The organism is Streptomyces sp. SudanB182_2057 (assembly GCF_964272715.1).
In the GTDB taxonomy this organism is placed as follows: Bacteria; Actinomycetota; Actinomycetes; order Streptomycetales; family Streptomycetaceae; genus Streptomyces; species Streptomyces rubradiris.
Genome location: NZ_OZ186798.1, coordinates 6,032,882 through 6,045,722, shown reverse-complemented (window position 1 = coordinate 6,045,722; position 12,841 = coordinate 6,032,882). Strand labels below are relative to the sequence as shown.

The 12,841-nt window shown below is 74.6% G+C and carries 13 protein-coding genes and 1 riboswitch; of the genes, 7 read left to right on the top strand and 6 right to left on the bottom strand.

The features are described from left to right. Positions 1-3 precede the first annotated feature (3 nt). On the top strand, positions 4-1,515 hold the full coding sequence (locus tag ACSURM_RS26795; RefSeq protein WP_436958306.1) for a phytoene desaturase family protein: 1,512 nt from the start codon (positions 4-6) through the stop codon (positions 1,513-1,515). Positions 1,516-1,531: 16 nt separating this feature from the next. Here ACSURM_RS26795 and ACSURM_RS26790 read toward each other — a convergent pair whose 3' ends face one another. The 6 genes from ACSURM_RS26790 to ACSURM_RS26765 form a co-directional block, all read right to left on the bottom strand. Then, entirely contained in the window at positions 1,532-2,476 is a 945-nt protein-coding gene (locus ACSURM_RS26790; protein WP_436958305.1) for a hypothetical protein, read from the bottom strand. 72 nt (positions 2,477-2,548) lie between these two features. Next, positions 2,549-3,472, bottom strand: a complete 924-nt coding sequence (gene metF / locus ACSURM_RS26785; RefSeq protein WP_436958304.1) for a methylenetetrahydrofolate reductase [NAD(P)H] — start codon at positions 3,470-3,472, stop codon at positions 2,549-2,551. A gap of 175 nt (positions 3,473-3,647) precedes the next feature. Beyond that, positions 3,648-4,295 carry a thiamine phosphate synthase gene (thiE, locus tag ACSURM_RS26780; protein ID WP_436958303.1) on the bottom strand — a complete coding sequence of 216 codons (648 nt, stop codon included), beginning with the start codon at positions 4,293-4,295 and terminating at the stop codon, positions 3,648-3,650. Positions 4,296-4,535: 240 nt separating this feature from the next. Further along, the gene (locus tag ACSURM_RS26775) at positions 4,536-4,901 is read right to left on the bottom strand and encodes an Rv2175c family DNA-binding protein (RefSeq protein ID WP_189996567.1); all 366 of its coding nucleotides are present in this window, start codon (positions 4,899-4,901) and stop codon (positions 4,536-4,538) included. Between the two features lie 110 nt (positions 4,902-5,011). Further along, the gene (locus ACSURM_RS26770) at positions 5,012-6,244 is read right to left on the bottom strand and encodes an NAD(P)/FAD-dependent oxidoreductase (RefSeq protein ID WP_436958302.1); all 1,233 of its coding nucleotides are present in this window, start codon (positions 6,242-6,244) and stop codon (positions 5,012-5,014) included. Positions 6,245-6,276: 32 nt separating this feature from the next. Beyond that, on the bottom strand, positions 6,277-6,627 hold the full coding sequence (locus tag ACSURM_RS26765; protein ID WP_436958301.1) for a hypothetical protein: 351 nt from the start codon (positions 6,625-6,627) through the stop codon (positions 6,277-6,279). Between the two features lie 53 nt (positions 6,628-6,680). Further along, positions 6,681-6,791: riboswitch (TPP riboswitch) on the top strand. On the opposite strand from ACSURM_RS26765, the gene thiO reads away from it, so the two are divergent. The 6 genes from thiO to ACSURM_RS26735 all read left to right on the top strand — a co-directional run bounded on the left by thiO (position 6,789) and on the right by ACSURM_RS26735 (position 12,822). Then, entirely contained in the window at positions 6,789-7,958 is a 1,170-nt protein-coding gene (gene thiO, locus ACSURM_RS26760; RefSeq protein WP_436958300.1) for a glycine oxidase ThiO, read from the top strand. (Overlaps the previous riboswitch by 3 nt.) Then, the gene (gene thiS / locus ACSURM_RS26755) at positions 7,955-8,167 is read left to right on the top strand and encodes a sulfur carrier protein ThiS (protein WP_359042551.1); all 213 of its coding nucleotides are present in this window, start codon (positions 7,955-7,957) and stop codon (positions 8,165-8,167) included. Before thiO ends, thiS begins: the two co-directional genes overlap by 4 nt. A 3-nt stretch (positions 8,168-8,170) precedes the next feature. Further along, positions 8,171-8,965, top strand: coding sequence for a thiazole synthase (locus ACSURM_RS26750; protein ID WP_436958299.1), 795 nt, complete (start codon positions 8,171-8,173; stop codon positions 8,963-8,965). A gap of 326 nt (positions 8,966-9,291) precedes the next feature. Next, positions 9,292-11,223, top strand: coding sequence for a Stk1 family PASTA domain-containing Ser/Thr kinase (gene pknB, locus ACSURM_RS26745; protein WP_436958298.1), 1,932 nt, complete (start codon positions 9,292-9,294; stop codon positions 11,221-11,223). Positions 11,224-11,339: 116 nt separating this feature from the next. Further along, positions 11,340-12,218 (top strand): deoxyribonuclease IV, encoded by an 879-nt coding sequence (locus ACSURM_RS26740; RefSeq protein ID WP_436958296.1) that lies wholly within the window; start codon positions 11,340-11,342, stop codon positions 12,216-12,218. Positions 12,219-12,288: 70 nt separating this feature from the next. Next, positions 12,289-12,822, top strand: a complete 534-nt coding sequence (locus ACSURM_RS26735; RefSeq protein WP_436958295.1) for a DUF4396 domain-containing protein — start codon at positions 12,289-12,291, stop codon at positions 12,820-12,822. Positions 12,823-12,841 lie beyond the last annotated feature (19 nt).

The window sequence follows — 12,841 nt, the reverse complement described above, 5'->3', positions numbered from 1 at the left end:
GACATGGCACGGATTGCGGTGATCGGCGCCGGGATGGGCGCGATGGCGGCTGCCGCCCGGCTGGCCGTCGCGGGCCACCGGGTGGTGGTGTACGAGCGTACTCAGACGTACGGCGGCGCGGTGCGCCGGTTCGAGCGGGACGGCTTCGGCTTCGACACGGGCCCGGGACTGCTCACGCTGCCCGCGGTGTACCGCGATCTGTTCGTCAAGACCGGCAAGGCGCCGCTGGAGGACCGCGTCGAGCTGGTCCAGGTCGACCCGTCGTCCCGGCACGTCTTCGCGGACGGCGGCGAGGTGTCGCTGCCCAACGCCACGCGCGCGGGCGTCGTGGCGGCCCTGGACGAGGCGCTGGGCGCGGGGGCGGGCGAGCGCTGGGGTGACTTCCTGGTGCGGGCCCGCGAGGCCTGGGACCGTACCCGCCGGCCGCTGCTGGAAGAGCCGCTGTGGCCGAACTGGCGGGTGCTGGCCGAGAAGGAGCCGTATCCGGCGGTGCCGCACAAGCGGCTGCTGCGCACGCGCCGGGCCGCGACGCCGGCCGAGATCGGCGCCTGGGAGCTGCGGGACGAGCGCTTGGCGGCCCTGCTGGCCGGCCACGCGCTCGCCCACGGCCTGGACCCCCGGACCGCCCCGGCGAGCGCGGCGGTGCTGCCGTACATGGAGCACGCCTTCGGCACCTGGTATGTGCGCGGCGGCATCCGGGAGTTGGCGCGCGCGGTGTACGAACGGTGCCTGGAGCGGCGGGTGGAGTTCGTCTTCGGCGCCGAGATCACCCGGATCGTGGAGAAGGACGGCCGGGCGGCGGGGGTGGAGCCGGCCGGGGGCCCGGTCGTGGCGGCGGACCACGTCGTGGCGGACCTCCACCCGGCGCGGCTGCGGGCGCTGACGGAGCGTCCGCTGGACGGCGAGGAGGACGTGCGGGCCGACCCGGGAGCCGCGGCGGCCGCCCGGTTCACCGTGCTGCTCGCCCTACGCGGCGCCCCGGAGCCCGGTGCCGCGCACCGCACGGTCGTGCATCCGGCGGACCCGGAGCGGGAGTGGGACTTCCTGGCCTCGCCGGGCGGTGACGTGCCGCCCACGCCGACGGTGACCGTGCTGCGCCCCGACGACCCGGCGCTCCGGCCCGACGACGGGCACGAGTCGACGGTGCTGTCCGCCGTGGTGCCCGCGCGGGCCGCCTGGGACGACGAACGCACGGTCGCCCGGTACACGGACCTGCTCCTGGCGGCCGCCGGGCGGGCGATACCGGACCTGCGCGACCGGCTGCTGTGGCACGAGGTGCGGGCGCCGGGCGCCGCCGAGGAGGAGACGGGCGCCCCGGCGGGGGCCGTGCCCGCGCCCGCGCTGGCGGCCGGCCAGGGCCGCTTCCTGCACCCGGCGAACACCACGCGGCTGCCCGGGCTGTACCGGGTCGGCGGCTGGTCCCACCCGGGCGGCGGCCTGCCGCACGCCGGGATGTCGGGCGCGCTGGTGGCCGGGCTGATCGTGGAGGGCCCGGAGTTCCGCGGCTCGCAGTGAGCGCGGGCCGGGCGGCTCAGAAGCGGTACTGCTCGTCGTAGCCGGCCCCGCCCGGCTGCCGCGGGTAGGGCTGCTCCGGCGGGAGTTCGCCGCCGGGGCTGTCGTCGGTGCGCTGCTGCGGCACCCACACCCCGCCCGGCGGCGTCTCGGGGTATCCGGCGGGGGCGTACGGGTCCTGCGGGTGGCCCGGCTGCTGTCCGTACTGCCCTGCGGGGTCATGGTCGTAGGCGGCGTAGGGCCGGCTGCCGATGTAGGGGTCCGAGTAGTTGGCGTATCCCTGCCGGCCGTCGGCGGTGTCGTAGCCGTAGTCCTGGGTGCCGTAGCCGGTGTAGCCGTAGGCGGGGGCCTGCGGGTCGGGGGCCGGGTAGCCGGGGGCGCCGTAGCCGCCGTAGCCGCCGGTGTCCCCGGAGGGCTGGGGTGCGTGGACGGCGGTGGTCTCGGCGGCGGCCGGTTCGGCCGGACGGGCCGCGGCGGGCGTGAAGACGTCGTCGTGGTCGTCGTCGAAGTCGCCGGGGGCCTGAGCGGGACCGTAGCTCACCTGGTCGGGCGTGTAGCCCTCCAGGTCGAGGGCGTAGGGCTCCGCACCGGTTCCGGGGAACGCGGGGGCGGATTCCGGGGCTGCGGGGGCGGGGTCCTGCGCGGCCGGGTCCTTCCGGCCCCCGCGCCCCCGGCGCCGCTTGCTGCCGCCGCCACCGGCCTGCGGGCCGGGACGGCGGACCGCCCAGCCGGAGGCGAAGCCCCGGCGGAACGACAGCGTGACGTAGGTCTGACCGACCGCGAAGGCGATCGCGCCCAGCGCGATGACGATCACGGAGGGCAACAGCACGCCGATCACGACGCCGAGGAATCCGGCGAAGGCCAGGAGCCGCCAGCGCAGCCGCGCCTTGTATTGCAGCAGCACTTCGCCCAGCAACCACAGCGCGACGCCGCCGAACGCGATGTAGAGGACCGCCCAGCCCATGTACGCCCCTCTCCCAATGACCGCTACTGCCAGTGACCGCTACGCAGTGTGGCCTATCGCGGTGCGGCCGGTCTAGGCCCGCGGGGGGTGGTGCAGGCCCAGGTTCTCGTAGATCTCCAGGGTCGCCGTGGAGTTGTTCAGCGTGATGAAGTGCAGTCCGGGCACTCCCTCGGCCAGCAGCCGGGCGCAGAACTCCGTGGCGAACTCGATACCGATGGAGCGTACCGCCGCCGGATCGTCCTTCGCCGCCAGGATCCGTTCTTTCAGCGCGTCCGGGAAACTGGCGTTGCTGAGCTTCGGCAACCGTTCCAGCATCTTCACGCTCGTGACCGGCAGGATCTCCGGGATCACCGGGGTGTCACAGCCGGCGGCCACCACGCGGTCGCGCAGCCGCAGATACGACTCGGGCTGGAAGAACATCTGTGTGATGGCGTAGTCGGCGCCCGCGCGGCACTTGTCCACGAAGTGCGCGACGTCGGTGTCCCAGTCCGCGGAGCGCGGGTGCATCTCGGGGAAGGCCGCGACGCCCACGCAGAAGTCGCCCGACTCCTTGATGAGCCGGACGAGTTCGGCGGCGTAGGTCAGGCCCCGGGGGTGCGGCACCCATTCGCCCATGGGATCGCCGGGCGGGTCGCCGCGCACGGCGAGCATGTTGCGGATCCCGGCGTCGGCGTACTGGCCGATGATGTTGCGCAGCTCGGCGATGGAGTGGTCGACCGCGGTGAGGTGGGCGACCGGGGTCAGCGTCGTGTCGGCGACGATCTGCTGGGTCTCCTTGACCGTGCCCGCGCGGGTGGAACCGCCGGCGCCGTAGGTCACGGAGACGAAGTCGGGGGCGACCGCCTCGACCCGCCGGAGCGCGCTCCACAAGTTCCGCTCGCCCTTGGGGGTCTTCGGCGCGGAGAACTCGAACGAGTACGTCGTCTTGCCGCTGGCGAGCATGTCGCGCACGGTGCGTGCGCGATCAGTCCTGGTGGACGGGGTTCCGAGGGCCATACGGGCAGGTTAGCCAGGGGCGGACGGTCCCCCAACCATGCCTCGGAAATATGCCCGAATTGTCGGGCCGTTGTCCATCCCTTGGACAGTTTCCGGCCCCGGCGGGCCGAACGGCCGCGTCGTGGCCAGAGCCGAACGGCCGCGTCGTGGCCAGAGCCGAACGGCCGCGTCGTGGCTAGACCTGCCGCAGCCGCTTGGCGAACTCCGCCGCCGCCGCGCCGGGGTCGTCCGCCTCGGTGATCGCGCGCACCACGACCACCCGGCGGGCCCCCGCGTCCAGCACCTGGTCGAGGTTGCCCAGGTCGATGCCGCCGATGGCGAACCAGGGGCGGTCGGTGCCGAGGCCCGCGGTGTGGCGGACCAGGCCGAGGCCGGGGGCGTGACGGCCGGGTTTGGTGGGGGTGGGCCAGCAGGGGCCGGTGCAGAAGTAGTCCACGCCGTCCTGGACGGCCGCGGCGGCGGCCTCCTCCTCGGCGTGCGTGGAGCGGCCGATCAGCACCTCGTCGCCGAGGATCGCGCGGGCGGCGGGCACCGGCAGGTCGCCCTGGCCGAGGTGCAGCACGCCGGCACGGGCGGCGTGGGCGACGTCGGCCCGGTCGTTGACCGCGAGCAGCTTGCCGTGCCGGGCGCAGGCGTCGGCGAAGACCTCCAGGTGCTCCAGTTCCTCGGCGGCCTCCATGCCCTTGTCGCGCAGCTGCACGATGTCGACGCCGCCGGCCAGCACGGCGTCCAGGAACTCGGGCAGGTCGCCCTGGCGCTTGCGGGCGTCCGTGCAGAGGTAGAGGCGGGCGCCGGCGAGCGCGGCGCGGGCGGTGTCGGACATGCGTGGGTCCCCCCGTGGTCGGTGTCCCTGGTGGTTTCTAGCGGTGGTGTCCGGTCGCGGGCCCCGGCGGCGGGTGTGCGGGCGGACGGCCCGCACACCCTCTCGTACCGCGAGGCCGCTCGTACAGCGACCTCGTACCGCGACTCGGCCCGGACGGCGAGCCCCGTACCGCGACTCGGCCCGGACGGCGAGCCCCGTACCGCGTCTCGGCTCGTACGGCGAGCCTCGTACCGGGTCGGCTCAGACGGCGAGCGCCTGGGCGCGGCGCTTCACCTCCGTGCCGCGGTTCTCGCTCAGGGCCTGCGCGGGGGTGCCGGGCAGGCTGGGGTCGGGGGTGAAGAGCCACTCGATCATCTCTTCGACCGTGAAGCCGTCGTCCCGCAGCAGCGTCAGGGTCCCGGACAGGCCCTTGACCACCTTGTCCCCGTCGATGAAGGCGGCGGGCACGTGCAGCGCCCTGTTCTCCCCCCGGCGTACGGCGATGAGCTGGCCCTCCTTGACCAGCTGCCGGACTCGCGTCACCTCGACGCCGAGCATCTCGGCGATGTCGGGAAGGGTGAGCCACTCGGGGACGAGAGCATCGATCTTTGCGTCAATCTCGGTCACAGCACCCAGGGTAGGCGCTCCGCCGGTCCCGCCGCGATGTGTCGTCGGCCGTCCGCGGGTGCGTTGTGGCTGGTCGGGCCCCGGAGCCGGGCGCCGCGAGGGGGGCGCGGTCAGTCGGCCGTGGCGTTCTTCAGCGGCCTGGCCGGGTCCTCCAGGGCCCCGGCGTCCATGGTCCGGCCCGCCTCGATCAGGCGGCGGCCCTGGGCCAGGTCGCGGGGGCGGCCGACGGCCAGCAGGGCCACCAGGCGGTCCTCGCACAGCCAGCACACCGTCCAGGAGGGGCCCGCCGGGTCGCCGCGCCAGACCATGCGCTCGCCCGCCGCGTGGTGGCCGGCGTACTGCACGAACCGGCCGAACTGCTCCGACCAGAAGTAGGGCACCGGGTCGTAGGCCGCCGGGGTCTCGCCGAGGATGTCCGCGGCGACCGTGCGCGGGCCCTGGAGGGCGTTGTCCCAGTGGTGGACGAGGAGCCGTTCGCCGTAGCGGGCCGAGGGGAAGGACGCGCAGTCGCCGACGGCGTACACGTCCGGTACCGAGGTGCGCAGCCGGTCGTCGGCGAGGACCTCGCCGTGCGCGCCCAGCTCGACGCCGGAGCCGGCCAGCCAGGCGGTGGCGGGGCGGGCGCCGATGCCGACGACGACGGCGCCCGCGGGCAGCCGGGTGCCGTCGGCGAGCAGCACCGCGCCGGGCTCGACGCGGTCCACGCGCGCGTGGGTGCGCAGGGTGATGCCCGCGTCGGCGTACCAGGCGGCCATCGGGGCGGCGACCTCGGCGGGCAGGGCGCCGGCCAGCGGCTGGCCGGCGGCCTCCACGACGGTGACCGCGCAGCCGGCCTCGCGGGCGGCGGTGGCGAACTCGGCGCCGATCCAGCCGGCGCCCACCACCACGATGTCGTGCTGCCGGGCGAGGACGGGGCGCAGCCGCGCGGCGTCGTCCAGGGTGCGCAGCAGATGCGTGCCGGGCACGCCCTCGGCGCCGGGCAGGGTGACCGGTTCGGCGCCGGTGGCGAGGACGAGGACGTCGTAGGGCAGCACGCCGTGCTCGGTGTCCAGCTCGCGCTCGGCGGGTCTGAGGCCGTGCACCTCGCAGCCGAGCCGCAGTTCGACGCCGAGGGACTCGAAGTCCACGTCGAAGGCGGAGCCCTCGGCGGTGCCCAGCAGCACCGCCTTCGACAGCGGCGGCCGGTCGTACGGCTGGTGCGGTTCGGCGCCGATGACGGTCACCGGGCCCTTGAAGCCCTGTTCCCGCAGGGCGACCGCGGTCTGCACCCCGGCCATGCCCGCGCCGACGACGACCACGCGCCGTCGCTGTGCCGTGCCTTCGTGCGGTGTCTGCTCGCTCACGCGATCACCATAGACACATGACGGAACGTCAGTCAGCGGGCGTGCTCGGTGACCTGCTCCACAACGCTGGTGCCGGAGCCCGGCGCGGACTCCCACTCCCAGGTCTCCGCCAGCCGCAGCCGCCCGTCCGCCAGCTCCTCGACCGTGGACACGCAGTGCCCCGAGGCGGTGGTCCCGTCGGTCCTGAGCTGCACGTACCGGAAGTCGAGCCGGTCCCCCTCGCGGGTGCCGACCAGATGGCCGCGTACCACGTCACCGCCCGCGTACTCGGCCCAGACCGTGCCGCCCCGCTCGTGGTAGGCGAACCGGGTGCGGGTGCCCACCTGCCCCGGGGCCTGGTCCGACACGGGGGCGAAGAAGAGTCCGTCGAGCGAACGGGCCATGGACCGGGGCTCCCTTACGGGTGAGGAGGGCGGCGGGCTAGGGTGGCCACCGTACAAGCACTCGCGGGAGCCCGGACGACCGGGCTGAGAGGGAGGCTCGCGGCCTCCGACCGTACGAACCTGATCCGGGTCATGCCGGCGAAGGGAGGGGCTCACCGCCCATGTCCTCACGTACGTCCGACGTCCTCGTCATCGGGGGCGGAATCATCGGCCTGGTCACGGCCTGGCGCGCGGCGCGGCGCGGGCTCGCCGCGGCCGTCGTGGACCCCGCGCCCGGGGGCGGGGCCGCGCGGGTGGCGGCCGGGATGCTGGCCGCGGTCACCGAGCTGCACTACGGCGAGGAGACCCTGCTCGGCCTGAACCTGGCGTCCGCGCGCCGCTATCCGGCGTTCGCGGCCGAGCTGACCGAGCTGACCGGTCACGACCTCGGCTACCGCCGCTGCGGCACCCTCGCCGTCGCGCTGGACTCCGACGACCGCGCCCACCTGCGCGAACTGCACGCCCTCCAGCAGCGCCACGGCCTGGAGTCGGAGTGGCTGTCCGGGCGGGAGTGCCGCCGCCTGGAGCCGATGCTGGCGCCGGGGGTGCGCGGCGGGCTGCGGGTCGACGGTGACCACCAGATCGATCCGCGCCGGCTGGCGGCGGCCCTGGTCGTGGCCTGCGAGCGGTCCGGTGTGGTGTTCCACCGCGTCCGGGCCGGGCGCCTGGACGTGGCCGGGGACCGGGCCGTCGGTGTCACCACGGCCGACGGCACCGGGCTGCGCGCGGACCGGGTGGTGCTCGCCGCGGGCAGCCTGAGCGGGCGCCTCGCGGGCGTGCCGCCGCACGTGCTGCCTCCGGTGCGGCCGGTCAAGGGCCAGGTGCTGCGGCTGACCGTGCCGCCCCGGTACGCGCCGTTCCTGAGCCGGACCGTACGGGCCGTGGTGCGCGGCGGCCCGCTGTACCTGGTGCCCCGGGAGAACGGGGAACTGGTCGTCGGCGCCACCAGCGAGGAGCAGGGCTGGGACACCACGGTCACCGCCGGGGGCGTGTACGAGCTGCTGCGCGACGCCCACGAGCTGGTGCCCGGCATCACCGAGCTGCCGCTCACCGAGACCCTGGCCGGACTGCGCCCCGGCTCCCCCGACAACGCCCCGCTGCTCGGCCCGACCCACCTGGCCGGGCTGCTGCTGGCGACCGGGCACTACCGCAACGGGGTGCTGCTGACGCCGGTCACCGGGGACGTGCTGGCGCACGCCCTGGTCACCGGCGAGCTTCCCGAAGAGGCGCGTCCGTTCACCCCCCGGCGCTTCGGCGCCGCCCGCACGGAACAGCTGGAGCAGCCCGTATGAGCATCCCCGTCACCATCTCGGTCAACGGCGAGCCCCGCCGTGTCGCCCCGGGCACCGCGCTGGACGCGCTGGTGCGGACCCTCACGGCGGCACCGCGCGGGGTGGCCGCCGCCGTCAACGAGACCGTCGTCCCGCGCGCCCAGTGGGCGACGACCGCGCTCGCCGAGGGCGACCGCGTAGAAGTCCTCACCGCCGTACAGGGAGGCTGAACCATGGCCGACGATCCTCTGGTCCTCGGAGACCTCGCCTTCTCCTCCCGGCTGATCATGGGCACGGGCGGAGCGCCCAGTCTGGAGGTGCTCCAGCGGGCCCTGGTCGCCTCCGGCACGGAGCTGACGACGGTGGCGATGCGCCGGGTGGACCCCTCGGTGCACGGCTCGGTGCTGTCGGTGCTGGAGGGGCTCGGCATCCGGGTGCTGCCGAACACGGCGGGCTGCTACACCGCGGGCGAGGCCGTGCTGACCGCCCGGCTGGCCCGGGAGGCGCTGGGCACGGACCTGGTCAAGCTGGAGGTCATCGCCGACGAGCGGACGCTGCTGCCGGACCCGGTGGAGACGCTGGAGGCGGCGGAGACGCTGGTCGACGAGGGGTTCACGGTGCTGCCGTACTGCAACGACGACCCGGTGCTGGCGCGCCGGCTGGAGGACGTGGGGTGCGCCGCCGTCATGCCGCTGGGCTCGCCGATCGGGTCGGGGCTCGGGATCCGCAACCCGCACAACTTCCAGCTGATCGTGGAGCAGGCGCGCGTGCCGGTGATCCTGGACGCGGGGGCCGGTACGGCGTCCGACGCGGCGCTGGCGATGGAGCTGGGCTGCGCGGGGGTGATGCTGGCCTCCGCGGTGACGCGGGCGCAGGACCCGGAGCTGATGGCGTCCGCCATGCGGCTCGCGGTGGAGGGGGGCCGGCAGGCCCGGCTGGCGGGGCGGATCCCGCGCAGGTACCTCGCCGAGGCGTCGTCTCCGGCGGAGGGGCTGGCCCGGCTGGATCCGGAGCGGCCGGCGTTCTAGGCCCTGTCGTCAAACTCCCGCCTGCCGCGCGACGCCATGCACGCTCCCCCGAGCTCTTCGAGCAGGGGGTGCCCCCACTCGCCGCACCGGGCCCGGACCCAAGTACGCCCAGTACGAGGGTCAGGGCCCGGCACTCCCCCAGCCTCCGGCCGGGGGCCCCCAGAGCACGCACCTGACGCCGCGCGGCCCGCCCTCCGGGCGGACGGCGGGAGTTTGACGACAGGACCTGGCCGGGCCCGGGCGTCGCGTCACAGGTCGGCTTCAGTACCGGTGCCCTGCCCGGCGGGCGGGCGGGCCATCGGGCCGGTCCTCGTAGACTCGCCTGCGTGGATACGACCCTTCAGGACCCCCTCGTCGGGCAGGTGCTCGACGGCCGGTACCGCGTCGACGCGCGGATCGCGGCGGGCGGGATGGCCACGGTCTACCGGGCCATGGACACCCGTCTGGACCGTGTGCTCGCGCTGAAGGTGATGCACCCGGCGCTCGCCGCCGACGGGGCCTTCGTCGAGCGGTTCATCCGGGAGGCCAAGTCGGTCGCCCGGCTGGACCACCCCAACGTGGTGCAGGTCTTCGACCAGGGCACCGACGGGTCGTACGTCTATCTGGCGATGGAGTACATCGCCGGCTGCACCCTGCGGGACGTGCTGCGCGAGCGCGGCGCCGTGCAGCCGCGGGCCGCGCTGGACGTCCTGGAGCCGGTGCTGGCCGCGCTGGGCGCCGCGCACCGGGCCGGGTTCGTGCACCGGGACATGAAGCCCGAGAACGTGCTGATCGGCGACGACGGCCGGGTCAAGGTGGCCGACTTCGGGCTGGTGCGCTCGGTGGACACGGTGACCAGCACGACGGGCGCCGTGCTCGGCACCGTCTCCTACCTCGCGCCCGAGCAGATCGAGAACGGCACCACGGACCCGCGCGTCGACGTGTACGCGTGCGGGGTGCTGCTGTACGAGATGCTGACGGGCGCGAAGCCGTACTCCGGGGAATCCCCGGCCCAGGTGCTCTACCAGCACCTGCACGCCGACGTGCCGCCGCCCTCGGCGCTGGTGCCGGGGCTGCCGGGGGCGCTGGACGAGCTGGTGGCGTCGGCCACCGCGCGCGCCCCCGAGGACCGGCCCGAGGACGCGGTGGCGCTGCTCGCCCGGGCGCGCCGGGCCCGGCTGACGCTGACCGAGGAGCAGCTGGACGCGCTGCCGCCGCAGGCGCTGACCGCGGAGCACGACAACGCCGAGGACCGTACGAGCGTGATCCCGCGCGCGCTGACCGTGCCCCGGCCCCGGCCGGTCGACGAGGACGCCCTCGACGACCCCGCCGTCGACCGCACCGCCCGGCTCCAGACCCCGCCCGTGCCGCCGCGCCGGCGCTCCGTCCGGCCGCCGCGCTCGGTGCTGGCGCTGGTCGTGGCCGTGCTCGTGGTGCTCGGCGTGGGCGCCGGGGTCTGGTACATCAACTCCGGCCAGTTCACCAAGGTGCCGCCGCTGCTGGCGAAGACCGAGGCGCAGGCGCGGGACCGGCTGGAGTCGGCCGGGCTGGACGTCGGCCAGGTCGAGCGGGCCTACAGCGACACGGTCGAACGGGGCACGGTGATCGGCTCCGAACCGGCGCCCGGCGCGCGGATACGGGACCACGGCGAGGTCACGCTGACCGTGTCGCTGGGCCCGGAGACGGTGAACGTGCCGAACGTGGAGGGGCAGACTCTGGCGAAGGCGCGGGCGCGGCTGAAGGCGGACGGTCTGGAGCCGGGCATGGTGACCCGCGAGTTCAGCGAGGACGTGCCGGCGGGCTCGGTGGTCCGTACGACGCCGGACGCGGGCACGAAGCGGCACGCGGGCTCGGCGATCGCGCTGACCGTCAGCAAGGGCAGCCCCGTCGAGGTGCCGGACGTCACCGGCGAGGACCTGGACAGCGCCCGGGAGGAGCTGACCGGGGCCGGGTTGAAGGTGAAGGTCGCGGCCGGGCGGATCCACTCGTCCGAGTACGACAAGGGCACCGTCGCCGCGCAGAGCCCGGAGGACGGCAGCGAGGCCGCCGAGGGCGACACGGTGACGCTGACGGTGTCCGACGGCCCCAGGATGGTGGAGGTCCCGGACGTGGTCGGCGACAGCGTGGGCGACGCCCGCGACGCCCTGGAGGAGGCGGGCTTCGAGGTGAAGGAGGACCGCGGGCTGCTCGGGCTGTTCGGCGACACCGTCGAGAAGCAGTCGGTGGAGGGCGGCGACGAGGCACCCGAGGGCTCCACGATCAAGATCACCATCCGGTGACCGGACTCGCCGCCGATCACCGTCCGATGGCCGGTCGCACCGCCGCTCACGTCCGGTGACCGGTCTCACCGCCGGACCCGGTCCGGGCGCGGGGGCGGACATGACACCCTGAACGGGTGAGTCCCGTTCAGTCCTCCCTCCCCCGCAACCCCGTCGGCAGCCATGTCCCGGTGGCCGGCGGTCTGCACTCCGTCGGGCTGTCCTACGCCCGCGATCTGAAGGCGGAGACCGTGCAGGTCTTCGTCGCCAACCCGCGCGGCTGGGCCACGCCCGCCGGGAACCCCCGGCAGGACGAGGCGTTCCGCGCGGCCTGCGCCGAGGAGTCGATCCCGGCGTACGTGCACGCGCCCTACCTGATCAATTTCGGCTCGCACACCGAGGCGACCGTGGAGCGGTCGGTGGAGTCGCTGCGGCACTCGCTGCGGCGCGGGCGGGAGATCGGCGCGCTCGGCGTGGTGGTGCACACCGGGAGCGCGACCGGCGGCCGGGCCCGGGAGGTGGCGCTGAAGCAGGTGCGCGAGCACATGCTGCCGCTGCTGGACGAGCTGACCCACGACGACGACCCGTTCCTGCTGCTGGAGTCGACGGCCGGGCAGGGCGCCTCGCTGTGCTCGCGCACCTGGGACCTGGGGCCGTACTTCGAGGCGCTGGACGCCCACCCGAAGCTGGGCGTGTGCCTGGACACCTGCCATGTGTTCGCCGCCGGGCACGACCTGACCGGGCCGAGCGGCATGCACCAGACGCTGGACCTGCTGGTACAGACCGTCGGCGCGGGCCGGCTGAAGCTGATCCACGCCAACGACTCCAAGGACGTGGTGGGCGCGCACAAGGACCGGCACGCGAACATCGGCGCCGGCCACATCGGCGAGGACCCGTTCCGCGCCCTGATGACCCACCCCGCGACCGAGGGCGTGCCGCTGGTGATCGAGACGCCCGGCGGCAAGGAGGGGCACGCGGCGGACGTGGAGCGGCTGAAGAAACTCCGCGACGCCTGACTGGGAATACCCCCAAGGGGTATACGGTTCCTGCTCGGTGCGGGAACCACTACCTGACATGGGGGCAGTCATGCGGCACGAAGCGCACGCGGATCACGGACACCACCACGCCCACCAGCACACGGACCAGGCGCGGCACGGCCACCAGGGACACCACCACGCCCCCGCCGCCACCTGGTCCATGGCCGCCCAGGCCACGCTGCACTGCCTGACCGGCTGCGCCATCGGCGAGGTGCTGGGCATGGTCGTGGGCACGGCGCTCGGCTGGGGCAACCTGCCGACCATGCTGCTCGCGATCGCACTGGCCTTCTTCTTCGGCTACTCGCTCACCCTGCGCGGGGTGCTGCGGGCCGGCGTCGACTTCCGTACGGCCTTCCGGGTGGCGCTGGCGGCGGACACCCTGTCCATCGCGGTGATGGAGCTGATCGACAACGGCGTGATCCTGATCTGGCCGTCGGCGATGGACACCATGCTGAGCGACGCGCTGTTCTGGGTCTCGCTCGCCGTCTCGCTGGTGATCGCCTTCCTGGTGACCACCCCGGTCAACAAGTGGACGATCGGCCGGGGCAAGGGGCACGCCGTGGTGCACCAGTACCACCACTGAGCACCGCGGCGCCGGGAGT

Bases quoted from the DNA above. Each gene is read 5' to 3' on its own strand.
- ACSURM_RS26795 (WP_436958306.1), top strand. From the start codon at position 4: ATGGCACGGATTGCGGTGATCGGCGCCGGGATGGGCGCGATGGCGGCT.
- ACSURM_RS26790 (WP_436958305.1), bottom strand. From the start codon at position 2,476: ATGGGCTGGGCGGTCCTCTACATCGCGTTCGGCGGCGTCGCGCTGTGG.
- metF (WP_436958304.1), bottom strand. From the start codon at position 3,472: ATGGCCCTCGGAACCCCGTCCACCAGGACTGATCGCGCACGCACCGTG.
- thiE (WP_436958303.1), bottom strand. From the start codon at position 4,295: ATGTCCGACACCGCCCGCGCCGCGCTCGCCGGCGCCCGCCTCTACCTC.
- ACSURM_RS26765 (WP_436958301.1), bottom strand. From the start codon at position 6,627: ATGGCCCGTTCGCTCGACGGACTCTTCTTCGCCCCCGTGTCGGACCAG.
- thiO (WP_436958300.1), top strand. From the start codon at position 6,789: ATGTCCTCACGTACGTCCGACGTCCTCGTCATCGGGGGCGGAATCATC.
- thiS (WP_359042551.1), top strand. From the start codon at position 7,955: ATGAGCATCCCCGTCACCATCTCGGTCAACGGCGAGCCCCGCCGTGTC.
- ACSURM_RS26750 (WP_436958299.1), top strand. From the start codon at position 8,171: ATGGCCGACGATCCTCTGGTCCTCGGAGACCTCGCCTTCTCCTCCCGG.
- ACSURM_RS26735 (WP_436958295.1), top strand. From the start codon at position 12,289: ATGCGGCACGAAGCGCACGCGGATCACGGACACCACCACGCCCACCAG.